Below are 15,076 nucleotides of genomic sequence, written 5' to 3' on the forward strand. Positions count from 1 at the left end.
AGTCAGCCCATCATCATTTGCCACTGCTCGAGCGAGCGCGGCCGGAACACGTAGTTGGTGTCGCGCACCGTCGACAGAGCTGCGCTCGGGTCCGTCGAGTACCAATGTCCCGGGAAGACGGTCGGGTCGCCGTCGAGCTTCGCGAGGTTCTGCAAACTCCGGAACATCTCGTCGGAATCGCCACCCGGAAAATCGGTGCGACCACACCCCTCGAGAAAGAGGGTGTCACCAGCGACCAGTCGGCCGTCGAGTAAGAAGCATTGGCTGCCCGGCGTGTGGCCCGGTGTGTGCAGCAGTTCGATGTCGATTGCACCGACGCTGACCTTGTCGCGGTGTGCGTGCCCGGTGAGATCGTTCTCGGATATCCCGGTGACCTGAGAAACCCATTTCACCTCATGCTCGTTGACGTGCACGGGTACTCCGACACGATCGAGCAGTTGGGCGAGGCCGGGCAACTTGAACCCCATCATTTCGCCGCCGACGTGGTCGGGGTGATGGTGGGTGACGAGAACGCCGGACAGCCGCATGCCGTCCGCTTCGAGCGCGTCGACAAGGTCGCCGGCAGCGTAGGCGGGGTCTACGACGAGGCAGTCGCCTGTCTCGCGGTCGCCGATCAAATACGCGAAGTTGCGCATCTGGGTGGCGATCGGATCGCCGACGGCCCAATCGCGGCCGGCCAGCATTTGACGGAAATAGAGGCGATCGGACATCCGTCGACTGTATCTGTGCGCGGTGGGCGGTCAGATCCCGGCGGTCAATCCGGCCGCGGTTACCGACACGGCGATCTCGATGGTCGCGCCAAGGACGTCGCCGCTCAGCCCGCCGAACCGGCGGATGCAATGCTGCGCGACGGCCAATGACGCGACCAATCCGAGCAGTACGACGAGCGGTCCCTGCCACACCGAGTCGGTGGACCACACCGAGACCGCTATCACGACCGCCGACCATGCCGCGCCTACGCCGATCGGTTGCGTACCGGCGACAAGGGCGCCGAATCCGGTGTCATCGGCGGCCGCGACGCCGCGTCGGCACGCGAGGACGACCGCCACACGACCGGCCGCTACCGCCACCGCCAGCGCAAGCCACGCGTCAGCCGAAACGAGGACGCCGAACGAGACTGCTTGCACACCAACCGAAATCACGATCGCGGCGACACCGAACGGGCCGCACCCGCCCGACTTCATAACGTCACGGGCGCGCTCGGGCGGGCCGTAGCAACCGAGGCCGTCGAAGGTGTCGGCGAGGCCGTCGACGTGCATTCCCCGGGTGCTCAACGCCAACGCTGCGACAACGCCGAATCCAACGAGCAGGGGATCGAGCCCGGCGGCACCGAGCAGCCACGCAAGACCTGCGGCGACTGCGCCGAGTACAGCGCCGACGACTGGGACCCACGCAATTGCTCGGGCGCCGGTTCCGCGATCGACAGTCGACGGACCGCCGACAGGCAGGACTGTCAGCCACGAGAACGCGAGCCGCGGGCCGGTCACTGGTCGGTGATCACTGTTTGTCTGTCACTCCGGCATCGCCGAACGTCGCCATCTCGGCGAGAGTGGCGATCGCCGCGTGCAGGACCGGCAGTGCAACCAGAGCGCCCGAACCCTCGCCCAGTCGCATGTCGAACTCGACCAACGGCTCGAGCCGAAGTTGACGAAGCGCCAGCGTGTGCGCGGGTTCGGTCGAGCGGTGTCCCGCTACCCACCAGGCCTTGGCGCCCGGTGCGAGATCCTCGGCGACCAACGCGGCCGCGGTAACGACGACGCCGTCGAGAATCACCGGCGTCCGTCGGATCGCAGCCTGCGCGAGAAAGCCTGCCATCGCGGCGAAATCGGCACCTGCCGCGACCCGCAACAACGTCACGGGTGCCTTCGCGACCGGACGAGCGCGTCGCATAGCGTCCCTGATTGCGGCTGTCTTGCGGCTCCAGGCGGCGTCGTCGATTCCAGTGCCTCGCCCGACAACAGCAACGGGCTCGCTGTTGGTCAAGGTAGCGATCAACACCGCTGCCGGTGTGGTGTTGCCGATTCCCATGTCGCCGGCGATGAGGAGGTCCGCACCGGAGTCGACCTCCTCGTCGGCGATGTCGCGTCCCGCCTGAATCGCCTGCTCGGCCTCGTCCTGGCTCAGCGCATCTTCGGTTGTGATCGTTCCCGACGATCGCCTGACCTTGTGTGCGGAAATCGATGCGTCGGTGTCACCGTCGACGGCAATGTCGACGACCCGAACGCTCGCGCCGGCCACCGTGGCGAAAGCATTCACGGCGGCGCCGCCCGCGAGAAAGTTGCCGACCATCTGTGCAGTGACCTCGCTCGGAAAGGCCGAGACCCCGGTGCGCGCCACGCCGTGATCGCCGGCGAAGACGACAACCCGCGGACGCGCGAAAGCGCGTGGGGGACAAGCGCCCTGGCACGCCGCGATCCAGTTACCGAGCTGTTCGAGTCGGCCCAGCGCTCCGGCAGGCTTCGTGAGTTGAAGTTGCCGGGCCTCTGCCTGCTTCCGGATCAGGTTGTCCGGCGGTGAGATCGGTGGAAACGCTGTCACGCGAAAGGCCTTTCATTTCAGCCGCATGGGCAAGCCCGCGACAACGAACACGACTTCGTCGCAGACGCTCGCGAGGCGTTGGTTGAGTGTGCCGAGCTCGTCGCGAAACAGCCTGCCCGACGTGGTCGCCGGGATGACGCCCTGCCCGACCTCAGGGCTGACCAGTACGAGGCGTTCACTGTAATCCGCAACGGCGCTGACAAGATCGACGGTGTCGACAGTGCCGCGCGGCAGCTCCCACGCGGCAGCCGAATCGATCTCGGCAGTCAGCCACGTTCCGATGTCGTCGACGAGGGTGGGGGAGTCGACTGCGCGCAGGGCCGCTGCCAGATCGGTGTCTTCGACGACGGACCACGTGCTGGGTCGCCTGGCCCGATGGGCAGCGATGCGGCGCTGGAAATCGTGGTCGGCGGCATCGACGCGCGCGGTGGCGATGTAGCGAACAGCCGATCCGGCAACGCTGGCCAATTGCTCGGCGTGCGCCGACTTTCCTGAACGCGCTCCACCCAGGACGAGTGTCCGGAGTGGCCGGTCGGCGGAAAGCACGAGGTTAGACGCTACCAACCGGTGCTGTCTGGTTGCCGAAGCGGCGACGATAGTCGACCGGTGGAAGGCCGACGACCCGGTTGAAGTGATGGCGCAGCAATGCACCGGAGCCGAATCCGGAGCGGCTCGCAATGGCTTCCAGCCCCAAGTCGGTCTCCTCGAGCAGATGCTTCGCGCGGAGCACCCGCTGGTTCGTCAGCCACTTCACCGGTGTGGTTCCCGTCTCGGCGGCGAACTTTCTGGCGAACGTGCGCGTAGACATTGCTGACCGTGCGGCGAGGTCCTCGACGGTCAGAGGCAACTCCAGATTGGCGGTCATCCATTGCAGTATCGAGCTCAGGCTGTCCGAGCGGCATTCGACGATCGGCTGCTCTATGAACTGTCGCTGACCACCGTCGCGCTGCGGCGGCACGACCATGCGCCGAGCGATGGCGTTCGCGACGGAACTTCCGAGTTCGCGGCGGACGAGGTGCAGGCAGGCGTCGATGCCCGCCGAAGTTCCGGCACTCGTGATCAGGTTGCCGGCGTCGACGAACAACACGTCCGGATCGACGGTCGCCTTCGGGAACATCGCGGCGAGGTCGTCGGTGTAGCGCCAGTGCGTCGTGCACTTTCGGTCGTCGAGCAACCCGGCCGCGCCCGCGAGAAAGGCGCCGGAGCAGACGGTGAGCACGATGGCGCCGGCCTCGAATGCGTCCTGGATCGCTTCGATGATGTCGGGCGGATAGTTGCGGGTCTTCTTCGACGCGGGAATCGCAACGAGGTCGGCACCGCGCAACCCGTCCAGCCCGAACTCCGGCGTCACGGTCACCCCGGGGCTCGACACCTGCAATTGCACGCCCGGTTCTCTGCCGCACACGCGAAAGTCGATGGCGGGCAACCCGTCATCGGTTCGGTCGAGGCCGAAAACTTCGCAGACGACGCCCAGTTCGAACATTGTCGCGGGCTCGACCAGCACGGTGGCAACCGTCTTCAACATCCGTCCAGCCTAGTTGGCAGAATATTGATGCACAACGTCAGTTCAGCCACTTTCGGCAGGAAATCTATGAACGCAAACTTACTGCCATGAGTACTTCGACGTTCCCCACACACTCGCTCACCGGCTTCGTCGAGCGGTTTCGCGACTTCTTCCGGCCTAGCGGCTACATGGGCAGCGGTTACCCGGCCGACCGCGACGCCGAGCGGATGTTCGCCGAGGTCATTGCAGTCGACCGGCGCGGGCATGGTGAGTGCTAGACCGCGTCCCCGGGCTTCACGCGGGGCTTGGGCAGTCGCATCTTCTTAATCTGCGACGCCCGGGTGAACGCGTACCAGCCGAGTTTGAACCCGGTGTCGGTGGCGTCGGGGAAGCGCTCGCGAACCCGGCGGTTCACCATCTTCCCGAGGTAGAAACCCTCGCCGAGCATGAACAGCATCATGATCAACATGGCAAGGGTGACGATCGAACTCAGCACGGGGCTGATGAACATCGTCGCGATCAGAACCAGTGCGAGCGGCATGAACATGCCGACAAGGTTGCGTCGAGCATCGATGATGTCCCGGACGAACGCCTTGACGGGTCCCTTGTCGCGGGGCAGCAGATACTTGTCGTCGCCGGCCGCCATGCCAGCCCGGCGAATCTGCGCCGCCTCACGCCGCTGATTCGAAGCGGCTTTGCGATCCGCCTTCGAACCGCGATTGGCGCGTTTGCGGGCGCGCGCCTCCTTCGCCGTCCTGGGCGCAGGCGCAACGGGTCCGCGGCGACGCGCCTCCGCGTCCTTGCGCTTCGGCGTTGGACGCCCTTTTCCGAGGGAGACCGTCGCGGTCTCGGTCGACGATTCGGTTTCGGTGCTTCGGTCCGAGTCGTCGGAGCCACCTCGACGTAACAACTTCACGAGTCCAGGCTATGGGAAGTTTCTGGAAATGGAGAATTCGGACTTGGGGAGCGTCGACCAGGCGGCTGTCGTGAGGGCTTCTCGGGCGCTGGTTCGCCGGGCGCCTGTTCGGTGGGCGAACCTGCGTGCCGATCGTCGAGGGGGCTGTTGTTGTGGTGGTTCGTTGGCGGATGGTGCGCTGCGCGCCTGTTCGGTAGGCAACCTCACGCGGCCGGCGTCGACACACCGTCGAGCACTGTGGGAAGTGTCGCCCGTCTGTCATTTCGAGGAATAGGCGTAGCGGGAGTACCGTTGAAGCGTTCAGAGAGTTTGAACGCGCGTGCCTACAGGGAGAGTCCATGACTGTACAGAACGAGACCGCCACCACCACTCACGGCGTGAGCTTGAGCGATGCGGCTGCGGCCAAGGCCAAGGCTCTGCTCGACCAGGAAGGCCGTGACGACCTTGCGCTGCGGATCGCCGTGCAGCCCGGTGGCTGCGCCGGCCTGCGCTACCAGCTGTTCTTCGACGACCGGTCCCTCGATGGCGACCTGGTCAAGGATTGCAGCGGCGTATCGCTGATCGTCGACCGGATGAGCGCACCGTACGTCGAAGGCGCATCGATCGACTTCGTCGACACCATCGAAAAGCAGGGCTTCACGATCGACAACCCGAACGCGACCGGTTCTTGCGCCTGCGGCGACAGCTTCAACTGACGCTCGGGTCACACGCGAATATCTCCTCTCAACGAGGTCCTTCGATGAAGGGCCTCGTTGAATCATGTCCAACCTCTCGGCCGAGTAGCCTCTCTTGACGCCGCTTGCCCACTCGTGGGCCCTGCGTCGCTAAGCTCGAGTCAGACGTCGCCGGCCCGGTCTCGGGTCATTCACTGCTGAAAGGCCAACCCGCGTGACCATTGCCGTTTCTGGGTCCATTGCAACCGATCATCTGATGAAGTTCCCGGGGCGGTTCTCGGAGTTGTTGCTCGCCGACCAGCTCGAGCACATTTCGCTGAGCTTCCTGGTCGACGACCTCGTGGTCCGGCGCGGGGGAGTCGGGGGCAATATCGCGTACGCGATCGGGCAACTCGGCGGCGCGGCAGTGCTTGTCGGGGCGGTCGGTCCGGACTTCGCCGAGTACCAGACCTGGCTCGAGGCGTCGAATGTTGATTGCTCGGGTGTCCGTGTCTCGGAGACTGCGCACACCGCACGTTTCGTGTGCACCACCGACGAGTCGATGGCGCAGATCGCGTCGTTCTACCCCGGTGCAATGAGCGAAGCTCGCGATATCTCGATCGGCGACCTGTCCCCGGCACCCGATCTCGTGCTCATCGGCGCGAACGATCCGGACGCGATGGCGCGCCACACCGAAGAATGCCGCGCGCTCGGCATTCCGTTCGCTGCGGACCCGTCCCAGCAGTTGGCGCGACTGAGCGGCGAGCAGACAGCCGCATTGATCGACGGCGCCGCCTACCTGTTCACGAACGAGTACGAGTGGGGCCTGCTCCGCAGCAAGACCGGGCTCAGTGAGAACCAGGTCGCCGCGAGGGTCGGAATGCGCGTGACGACACTCGGCTCGAAGGGCGTGGAGATCGTCGATTCGGACGGCTCACTCGTGCGGGTATCGGTTGTACCGGAGAACGCGAAGGTCGACCCGACAGGCGTCGGCGATGGGTTCCGGGCAGGCTTCCTCACCGGGCACAGCCTGGGCCTGACCGTCGAGCGATCCGCCCAACTGGGGTCCCTCGTTGCGGTCCTTGTGCTCGAAACGACCGGCACGCAAGAGTGGACGTTCGATCGCGAGGTTGCGTTGCAGCGGCTAGCCGATGCGTACGGAGCGACGGCCGCAGAAGAGATCGGCAGCAGAGTCTGATGCCGAAAACAGTTGTCATCACCGGTGCGAACGCAGGCATCGGTCTCGCAACCGCGCACGATGTCGCCGCTCGCGGCGCCAAGGTGGTCATGGCGTGCCGGAACCTCGACAAGGCGAAAGCCGCGCGCGAAGAGATCCTGCAGCGCACGCCATCGGCCGACCTCGAAATTATTTCGCTCGATCTCTCTTCGCTGGACCACGTCCGGCGCTTCGCTGCCGAACTCGCGGAGAACAATCCGCAGATCGACGCCCTGATCAACAACGCAGGCGCGTCTCCGGTGGGCCAGCAGTTCACCGAAGACGGCTTCGAGATGCAATTCGGTGCAAACTATCTCGGGCCGTTCCTGCTCACCCACCTTCTGCTGCCGAACCTGAAGGCCGCCGAGTCGGGTGACGCGAGGATCGTCCACCTTTCCTCGATCGTGCACAACATCGGCGGTATCGATCCCGACACCTTCCGCGGGCGGAAGTTCTACTTCACGTTGACGGCGTACGCGCAGTCCAAGCTCGCGAACGCGATGTTCAACTACGCGCTCGCACGGCGCCTGCCGGAGGGGATCGCCACCAACGCGATGCATCCCGGCGGCGTCGACTCGGAGATCTACCGCGACCTGCCGAAGCCGATCTACAGCGTCTTTCGCCTCGCGCTCATCTCGGCAGACAAGCCCGCAAAGCTCAGCGCGGACCTCGCACTGGCGCCTGAGCATCGCGGCCGGACGGGCGATTTCCTGACTGCCCAGCGACCACTGCCGGTCAGCCGGACGGCACGAAACCTCAAAAAGCAAGAAGATCTGTACCTGCGGAGCTGCACTTTCGTTGGAATCGACCCGATTCCGCCGTCGGACCGGAAAAACTAGCTCTCGAGGTGTGAGAATGGCGCGGTGCCTGCGCCCTCAGGTGACGAAAGACGTCACCACGCCGCCCCGTTGCGCGAAACGCTCTCGCAGCTCCGGTTGCGGGAGTTGTTGAACGAGGTCCAGATCAGGATCGCCAAGGTCGTCGATGCCCGCGACCGAATGGACCGGCTGGTCGAAGCGATGCTGGTGGTCACGTCCGGCCTCGAGCTCGACGAGACGCTGCGGACCATCGTGCACACGGCGATCGAACTCGTCGATGCGCGCTACGGCGCACTCGGGGTGCGCGGGCAGGGGCACGAACTTTCGGAGTTTCTGTACGAGGGCATCGACGCGGCGACGCGCGAATCGATCGGACCGCTGCCTGCCGGTGGCGGTGTTCTCGGGCAGGTCATCGACCATCCCGAGCCGCTCCGCCTCGACGATCTGACCCAGCATCCGGCGTCGATCGGATTCCCGGTCAATCACCCGCCGATGACGAGTTTCCTCGGCGTGCCGGTTCGGATCCGGGACGAGGTCTTCGGCAATCTGTACCTGACGGAGAAGTCGAACGGCCAGTCCTTCACGGTCGAGGACGAAGTGATGCTGCAGGCATTGGCGTCTGCGGCCGGCGTCGCGATCGAAAATGCCCGACTCTACGAACGGGTCAGGACGCGGCAGCAGCTGATCGAGGCCACACGCGATATCGGAACGGAACTGCTCGCCGGGGCCGACGGCCCCACCGTCTTCAGGTTGATCACGCGTCTGGCAGCCGAACTGGCGCGCGCGGACACCAGTTTCCTTGCAGTGCCGGAAGATCCGACCCTGCCCGCCGCCGCGATCGTGGTGACCGAAGCGACGGGGCACGACAGCGACCGAATGATCCACATGCCCCTGTCGGTTTCTGGAACGCCGATCGGTCGCGCGTACCGTGACCGGGCCCCGAGCAGGTTCGAGGAGTTCGACAACCGCAACCCCGTGCTCGTCGACCACACCGGACCGGCCCTCGTGCTGCCGCTACGCGCGGCCGACAGTGCCAGCGGCATCTTGGTGATTCTCCGGCGCAAGGGTGCACAGCAGTTCTCGGACGACGAGTTCGAGACGATGATTACGTTCGCCGACCACGCCGCGCTGGCGTTGCAAATGTCGACCGCGCAACGGCAGATGCGCGAACTCGACGTTCTCACCGACCGCGACCGCATCGCGCGGGACCTGCACGATCATGCGATCCAGCTGATCTTCGCCGTCGGACTTTCGTTGCAGGGCACGGTCACCCGCGCTCAGTCGCCCGAGGTGCGGCGCCGCGTGCTGATTGCCATCGACGAATTGCAGGACGTCGTGCAGGACATTCGCAGCACGATCTTCGGTCTGCAGTCCGGACTCGCGGGGCCCGCGCGGTTGCGCGAACGGCTGGACCTGGCGATCGCGCAGTTGAAGCGAAACTCCGCGATCAAGGCCACACTGCATGTGAGCGGGCCACTTTCGATCGTCAATTCGACGCTTGCCGACGACGCCGAGGCGGTTGTTCGCGAGGCGGTGAGCAATGCCGTCAGACATTCGTGGGCAACGACGATCGCGGTGACCGTGACGGTCGACGAGTCGCTGACCATCGAAGTCACCGACAACGGCGGTGGCCTGCCTGCGACGTTGACGCGCAGCGGTCTCGACGATCTCGACGAACGGGCGCGTGCCGCGAAAGGCTCGTTCACGGTGCTTTCGGTACCCGGCGGTGGTGTGCACCTCGTGTGGACCGTGCCCCTCGGCTGATCGAGAAGGACGAAGGTCCCGTGCCGGAGGGACTTTGGTCCCATGACTCGGGGGTCCAAGTCCGCTGGAATAGCGCCGGGCAAGGGTGGAAGCTCTATCGGACACCCAATCGAGGGAGACCGCGCATTCAATGTCGATTTCCGATTTCCCCATGCATTTCGACCCCACCGTGGAATCCATCTACGCGTTCGACCTGATGAGCACCCCAGTTGTCAGTCTGCAATCCGGTGCTCAGCTGCATGAAGTGCTCGATGCCGTTATGGCGAGTGGGCTCGGCACCGTGCCGGTCCTCGACAACGCTGGAGCTGTGGTTGCCCTCGTCACCGAGGAATCGGTCGCCAAGGCAGAGATGCTCGGCCTGTGGTCGGGTGGAGTTAGCTGGTCCGACGTCACGCTCGCAAAACGGATGACAGCTGCGGTCTTCCACTTCGCCGAGCCGGCAGCCAGCGTCACCATCCACACGCGCCTGACCGACATCGTCGACGTGATGCTTTCCAAGGGACTGCGCGCCATTCCCGTCGTCAGCAACGGGCAACTGTGCGGAATGGTGAGCTGGCGGAACATCTTCGCGGCAATGATGCGAAGCCACGGCGGTTGAGTCCGGACCCTCGGGTGGGCTCGAAGGTCTAGCGTGGACGGCGTGCAGAGAACGTCGGAGTCCGAAGCTGCCGCACCGATCGCGTGTTCACTCGGGGCGGCAGATTACTCGGACCGGATCACGCAGTGGCGCACTGTGCTCGACGGCTGTGACGTCGACGAGGTGCCGGGCGGCGCACGCGCGACGCTGCCCGCCGACCGCGCAGCCGACCTCGCCGCCCTCGTGGTCGCCGAACGAGAGTGCTGCGTGTTCCTGGATTTCACGATGGTCTTCCGGGACCGCGCTGTCGAATTGACGGTGACAGCTCCGCCGGGCGCGGAGGTTCTGGTATCGGAGTTGATGCGGTGACGGTCGCGAAGTCGATCGCGCTGTTCGCGGTCGCCGCGGTGCTCGAGATCGACGGCGCGTGGCTCGTGTGGCAGGGGATTCGGGAGCACCGGGGCATGGTGTGGGCAGGCGTGGGTGTCTTGGCTTTGGGCGCATACGGATTCGTCGCAACGCTGCAGGCGGATGCGAATTTCGGCCGCATCCTCGCCGCCTACGGCGGCGTGTTCGTCGTTGGTTCGCTGGCGTGGGGAATGGTGTTCGACGGATTTCGGCCCGATCGCTGGGATGTGGTGGGTGCTGTAATCTGCGTGGTCGGCGTCGGGGTCATCATGTACGTCCCACGCGCGGGGTGAGCGCACGCAGCAGCACGCCGAGGAACGGCCGGTGATCGGGAACACCGTCGCGGCGGAAGGGCATCGAATCGCGTGAGGCCTGCAGCCAGTCGGCGCGGGTGACCGCTGTGAGGTCAAGCCGCCGACCTGACCGTGCCGCGACACGTTGCAGGAACAGCGTGCCCGTGCGCCCGTTGCCTTCTCGAAAGGGATGGGTGTGGTTGTAGAGGGCGTACAACTGGGCCAGCCGGTAGGCGAGCACGCTGTCGGTGCCTGTCGAGCCGGCGATCTCTGTTGCGGTAGTGATTATTTCGGCCATTCGCTCGTCGAGAATATCGACGGGCGCGAACCATGAGTCACCCTTTCGAATGTCGACGATGCGGAGCCGGCCTGCCCACGAATACACATCGGCGAAGAGTTCCTGATGCAGCACAAGGGGATCCGCGACGCCGTCGGGCGAAGTCGTGCGGGTGTGCATTCGCACCAGGCGGCCGGCGGTGCTGACGAACTCCAAGTGCTGCAGGGCAGCGGCGTCCTCGATGTCGAAGTTGTTGCGCAACACAGTAGTCCCGGGAATCAGGTAGGGCCTGCGCCGCGCGATGAGCTTTCGTTGTCGGTGCCCGTGGTTCTCGCGTGCCCGGCCGAGATACTTGCCCAGGTACGCGCCGTACAAGACGCGGCCAAGCAGCAGATCGACGAGGTCGCTGGTGTTCTCCGCGGTCGGGCTCCAGCCCTCGAGGGCCTCTGCTGCAATGGTTTGCAGCAGCGCGTCGCGTTGCTGCGCAGTGAGTCTCTGGTGCAGCGATCCGAAGTCGGTCACCGGTGCGTGAACGACGACGTCGACGCGAGAAAGCCGAGCTTGCGCCTGATGCGGGTGACCTCACGCCCAACTCCGCGGACCAGCGCGCGGTCGTGCGGCGGGAGCGAGGAGAGTGCCAGTTCGTCGTCGAGCGGCAGGTCCTGCGCGAGTAGTTGGGCGTGATGGTTCCAGCGAATCCTGGTGAGAATCACGTGGCACTCGCGTAATACCGATGCGTCGTCGGCATCGAGGTACCGGCTGCCGCCGACAGCGGCGAGACGGTCGACGGTTGCCAGCGCCGGTACCCCCGCGCTCAGCGCTGCCCAGCGGGAAATCGCTACGATGGGTTGCAGCGCAGCAGCTTTGATGTCGACCCGGTCTTCCCGCGGAGCAAGAAGTCGGAGCCGCGAGGGGAAGTGCGCACGCGCTGCGAGGGTGTCGGTGAGCATGAAGGAAAGCGCGTTTTCGCGACCGCGTATCGCGTCGAGCAGGGCGAGCCGCAGGTCGTCGTTCGCGTCGCTGACGGACCGGGCATCGGCGAGGAGACCCGCCATCACTACCCCGCGATCGGCCACGGGGTCCGTTGTCCAGGAAGCGATTCCAGCAGTCCACTGTTCGGCCGTCCGGCAGAACCGGGCGCGCGAAGCCGTTGCGCCCTTGTCGTCGCCGAAGATCCGGCAGCGATCGAGGATCGCGTGTACGGACGCTGCGTGGTCGGCCGCGTGCCGCAGTTCGCTGTCCTCGTCGACGACGAGCATTGTCTCGACGTCGGAACCGGGCAGCGCTTCGCCGCGCGCGGTGCTGCCTGACACGTACCAGTTCCAGCTGGAACGCGACGCGGGGACACCGAATCCCGAGGCCGCGGCGACCCCACTGCGCACTACCGCCGACCAACCCGCCGCGAGGCGCGTTGGGGGCAGGCCGCGTGTCGCTGCAGCGGTGAGGACAGTGCGAGCGTGCGCTACCGCGTCGACGAGGGCCGCATCGTCGGAAGCCTCGTCGATCCGCTCGCACAACTCGACGGCGACCTCCGGGACGGACATAGGCCCGATTGTGGCATCAGCGCTCGCCGGCCGCGCGGCAACGTCCGGCTCGTGACCCACTCGCCGAACAGGAACTCACGACCGAGGGGACGTCCGCGGTCGTTCCGCAACCCGGACCCGTCGGCCGGGAAACCACCAGTTCCACGGACCGAACAAGCGCATCAGCGCGGGCACCAGCACCAGCCGGATGACGATCGCGTCGATCGCAATGGCTATGGCCAGCGCGAGACCGATCTGTTTCAGTTCGAGTACCTCGGCCGTCACGAAGCTGCCGAACACGGCGACCATGATCGCCGCGGCCGCAGTGATCGGCCGGGCGGTGTGGTCGATGCCTTCGCACACGGCGTTCTCGTTGCGATTCGGGTCTGCGGTATCCCCGCCCTCCCAGCTCTCCTTCATGCGCCCGATGAGAAAGACCTCGTAATCCATCGACAGGCCGAAGAGCATCGCGAACACGATCGTGGGGAGAAAGACCTGCAGGAATCCGGGGCTGTGGAATGCCAGCGCTGACGAGCCCCAGCCCCACTGGAAGATCGCGACCGTGAGGCCGATCGCCGCTCCGGTCGCAAGTAGGTTCATCGCGATCGCCTTGAGCGGCAGTAACAGGCTGCGGAAGATGAAGATCAGGAAGATCAGCGACGACAACAGCACCAGCGTGACGACCCACGGGAACTTGCTCGTGATCTCGTCGGAGATATCGATGAATTCCGCCGTCGCGCCACCGACATAGATCTCCGGTCCGTTGTCGGCACTGACAGCGGCCGCGGCAGCGCGAAGATCCAGGATCAGGTCACTTGCTTCGGTGGTGTCGAACGAAGTCGCCGGAATCGCGGTGATCATCATCCGCCCGTCGACGGTCTGCGGGAAGGCATCCACGACATCGGGAAGATCCTGCAGCGCGGAGACGAATGCCATTGCGTCGGTCGTGTTCTGTCCACTGAGCGGGCCTTCGTCGGCACCCGTGACGACGATCTCGACGGGAGACAGCAAACCGGCCTGGAATTTCTCTTCGAGAACATCGAGGCCGTGTCCGGTCGGAGTGCCCGCCAGCGCGGGCAGGCCCATGTCCAGGCCGTACTTCAGGTCGGTCACGGGATAGGCGGCGAGGAGAAGGGCTGCGGTTGCGGCGAATCCGAAGAGCACCGGCCGCCGCATGACAACCCCGGCCCAGCGTGCCCACATCCCAGCGGACCCGTCATGGTCGGCCTCGGAATGTGCGGGCCGCAGTCGCGCGGGGAGTGCGCCGCGATTCACCGCGGGTCCGAGCGTGGCCAACAGCGCAGGCAGCAAAGTCAGCCCGACGATAAGAGTGCACACGACCGCGAGTCCGACGCCGACCGCAATTGCCCGGAAGATCGGCGCTTCGACGATGACCAGGGAGCACAGCGAGATCACGACGATGAGTCCGGAGGCGACGATGTTCTTGCCCGTGGTGGCGAGGGCAGCGCCGAGAGCGGCCGTGATCTCGGCCTCCTCGCTCCGGTGTTGGACGCCGCGAACCGCCAGCTCCTCGCGGAACCGCGTGACGAGGAACATTGCGTAGTCGATACCGATTCCGGTGCCGATCATGGTGGCGATCGAGACGACGAGCGATGGCAGTGGCAAGAAGTGGGTCAGCAGGAACAGTGTGCCGATGCAGGAAAGAATTCCAGCAACCGCGACCGATATCGGCACAATTGCGGCAACGAAGGCGCCCAGCGCCAAGATCAACAGGATGAGTGCGACTGGAATGCCGAATGTCTCGGCCCGCTCGACGTCGACCGTCTCGGCGTCGACGATGCCGTTCTGGATCGGCGAGTATCCGGTGACGACGACATCGATGTCAGCGGTCGAGGCGGCTGCCAGCGTTTCGGCGAGGTCGGCGGCTGTCGCGGATCGCTCCGCAACGCTGCCGTCGAGGCCGACGACAGCGAATGCGGACCTGCGGTCCTGCGAAATCTGGCGGTTGTCGACGGGGCCCTGGACCGATACCACGCCGTCGGTCGTGCGGACGGCGTCGAGCGTGCGGGAGACGAGCGATCGGTACTCGGTCGAATCGAATGTGCGATCGGCAGAGTCGAATACGACGATGTTCTGTTCGGCGCCGAGTTGCGGGAAATACTCCTCGATCATCCGGTCGACAGACGTCGACTCGGCGACGTCAGCTGTGAAGTCCGGCGCTTCGAGGCGTGAATTCAGCGCGGGGTAGGCAAGGGCACACGCGACGAGGAGGGCTGCCCAGAGCGCAAGTAGGGGTCGGCGAAGCCGGGCGATCGCCTGTGCCCATCGGTAACCGAGGCTAGTTCCCGCGGCCTCGACGGGCGGGCGTGGGCGGACGGTCGAGGTCGTATCGGCCATCGCAGCCCCTTGGTGTCGCGGCGGTTCGGTAGTTCCTGAATCTACGGTCGAAAGCGGAGAAACTGCAAGCGCCTTTCAGGTATCTATATGCGTATAAATGCATGTATTGCCGCCAAGCCAAGCCCGGACAAGTTCGCGTAGGACAGATCGGTGCCGGCCTACTGTGGCTGCCGACCCCGTCGCCACGGTGGCGGATGTGCTCTGCAAGTGTGCATTTCGTCCTGTTTCGAA

At 65.3% G+C, this 15,076-nt stretch carries 17 protein-coding genes; 8 read left to right on the plus strand and 9 right to left on the minus strand.

Annotation, left to right across the window (positions count from 1 at the left end; genetic code table 11):
• Window positions 1-2: 2 nt before the first annotated feature.
• From JGU72_RS09555 to JGU72_RS09575, 5 genes are read right to left on the minus strand one after another with little or no spacing between them, the layout of a single operon-like run.
• A complete protein-coding gene (locus tag JGU72_RS09555; RefSeq protein WP_199683578.1) occupies window positions 3-710 on the minus strand; it encodes an MBL fold metallo-hydrolase in 708 nt (235 codons plus the stop codon).
• A gap of 30 nt (window positions 711-740) precedes the next feature.
• On the minus strand, window positions 741-1,487 hold the full coding sequence (locus tag JGU72_RS09560; RefSeq protein ID WP_199683579.1) for an adenosylcobinamide-GDP ribazoletransferase: 747 nt from the start codon (window positions 1,485-1,487) through the stop codon (window positions 741-743).
• Window positions 1,488-1,497: 10 nt separating this feature from the next.
• Window positions 1,498-2,538, minus strand: coding sequence for a nicotinate-nucleotide--dimethylbenzimidazole phosphoribosyltransferase (gene cobT, locus JGU72_RS09565; protein WP_199683580.1), 1,041 nt, complete (start codon window positions 2,536-2,538; stop codon window positions 1,498-1,500).
• 12 nt (window positions 2,539-2,550) lie between these two features.
• Window positions 2,551-3,084, minus strand: a complete 534-nt coding sequence (gene cobU / locus JGU72_RS09570) for a bifunctional adenosylcobinamide kinase/adenosylcobinamide-phosphate guanylyltransferase (protein WP_307828367.1) — start codon at window positions 3,082-3,084, stop codon at window positions 2,551-2,553.
• 4 nt (window positions 3,085-3,088) lie between these two features.
• A complete protein-coding gene (locus tag JGU72_RS09575) occupies window positions 3,089-4,063 on the minus strand; it encodes a GlxA family transcriptional regulator (RefSeq protein WP_199683582.1) in 975 nt (324 codons plus the stop codon).
• A gap of 86 nt (window positions 4,064-4,149) precedes the next feature.
• Between JGU72_RS09575 and JGU72_RS09580 the strand changes: the two genes are divergently transcribed.
• The gene (locus JGU72_RS09580; RefSeq protein WP_199683584.1) at window positions 4,150-4,320 is read left to right on the plus strand and encodes a hypothetical protein; all 171 of its coding nucleotides are present in this window, start codon (window positions 4,150-4,152) and stop codon (window positions 4,318-4,320) included.
• Here the strand turns inward: JGU72_RS09580 and JGU72_RS09585 are convergent.
• Entirely contained in the window at window positions 4,317-4,958 is a 642-nt protein-coding gene (locus JGU72_RS09585; protein ID WP_199683586.1) for a DUF3043 domain-containing protein, read from the minus strand. The two genes, JGU72_RS09580 and JGU72_RS09585, sit on opposite strands and share 4 nt — an antisense overlap.
• 338 nt (window positions 4,959-5,296) lie before the next feature.
• Here JGU72_RS09585 and JGU72_RS09590 point away from each other — a divergent pair, with 338 nt between their 5' ends.
• The 7 genes from JGU72_RS09590 (at window position 5,297) to JGU72_RS09620 (ending at window position 10,687) form a co-directional block, all read left to right on the plus strand.
• Window positions 5,297-5,653: a HesB/IscA family protein gene (locus tag JGU72_RS09590; protein ID WP_199683587.1), complete on the plus strand. Its 357-nt coding sequence runs from the start codon at window positions 5,297-5,299 to the stop codon at window positions 5,651-5,653.
• A 193-nt stretch (window positions 5,654-5,846) separates the two neighbouring features.
• Window positions 5,847-6,809 (plus strand): carbohydrate kinase family protein, encoded by a 963-nt coding sequence (locus tag JGU72_RS09595; RefSeq protein WP_199683588.1) that lies wholly within the window; start codon window positions 5,847-5,849, stop codon window positions 6,807-6,809.
• Complete coding sequence (locus JGU72_RS09600) at window positions 6,809-7,666, plus strand: SDR family NAD(P)-dependent oxidoreductase (protein WP_199683589.1); 858 nt, start codon at window positions 6,809-6,811, stop codon at window positions 7,664-7,666. The genes JGU72_RS09595 and JGU72_RS09600 overlap by 1 nt, the downstream gene beginning before the upstream one ends.
• 24 nt (window positions 7,667-7,690) lie before the next feature.
• Complete coding sequence (locus tag JGU72_RS09605) at window positions 7,691-9,409, plus strand: sensor histidine kinase (protein WP_199683590.1); 1,719 nt, start codon at window positions 7,691-7,693, stop codon at window positions 9,407-9,409.
• A gap of 130 nt (window positions 9,410-9,539) precedes the next feature.
• A complete protein-coding gene (locus tag JGU72_RS09610; protein ID WP_199683591.1) occupies window positions 9,540-10,007 on the plus strand; it encodes a CBS domain-containing protein in 468 nt (155 codons plus the stop codon).
• Between the two features lie 42 nt (window positions 10,008-10,049).
• On the plus strand, window positions 10,050-10,355 hold the full coding sequence (locus JGU72_RS30690; protein WP_233531831.1) for a hypothetical protein: 306 nt from the start codon (window positions 10,050-10,052) through the stop codon (window positions 10,353-10,355).
• Window positions 10,352-10,687: a YnfA family protein gene (locus JGU72_RS09620; RefSeq protein ID WP_199683592.1), complete on the plus strand. Its 336-nt coding sequence runs from the start codon at window positions 10,352-10,354 to the stop codon at window positions 10,685-10,687. Before JGU72_RS30690 ends, JGU72_RS09620 begins: the two co-directional genes overlap by 4 nt.
• Here the strand turns inward: JGU72_RS09620 and JGU72_RS09625 are convergent.
• From JGU72_RS09625 to JGU72_RS09635, 3 genes are all read right to left on the minus strand, one after another.
• Window positions 10,662-11,486, minus strand: coding sequence for a Fic/DOC family protein (locus tag JGU72_RS09625; protein WP_307828368.1), 825 nt, complete (start codon window positions 11,484-11,486; stop codon window positions 10,662-10,664). The two genes, JGU72_RS09620 and JGU72_RS09625, sit on opposite strands and share 26 nt — an antisense overlap.
• Window positions 11,483-12,508, minus strand: coding sequence for a putative nucleotidyltransferase substrate binding domain-containing protein (locus tag JGU72_RS09630; RefSeq protein WP_199683593.1), 1,026 nt, complete (start codon window positions 12,506-12,508; stop codon window positions 11,483-11,485). Before JGU72_RS09630 ends, JGU72_RS09625 begins: the two co-directional genes overlap by 4 nt.
• A gap of 75 nt (window positions 12,509-12,583) precedes the next feature.
• The gene (locus JGU72_RS09635; protein WP_199683594.1) at window positions 12,584-14,845 is read right to left on the minus strand and encodes an MMPL family transporter; all 2,262 of its coding nucleotides are present in this window, start codon (window positions 14,843-14,845) and stop codon (window positions 12,584-12,586) included.
• Window positions 14,846-15,076: the final 231 nt, after the last annotated feature.

The sequence above is a fragment of the Antrihabitans auranticaus genome (assembly GCF_016481275.1).
Classification (GTDB): Bacteria; Actinomycetota; Actinomycetes; order Mycobacteriales; family Mycobacteriaceae; genus Antrihabitans.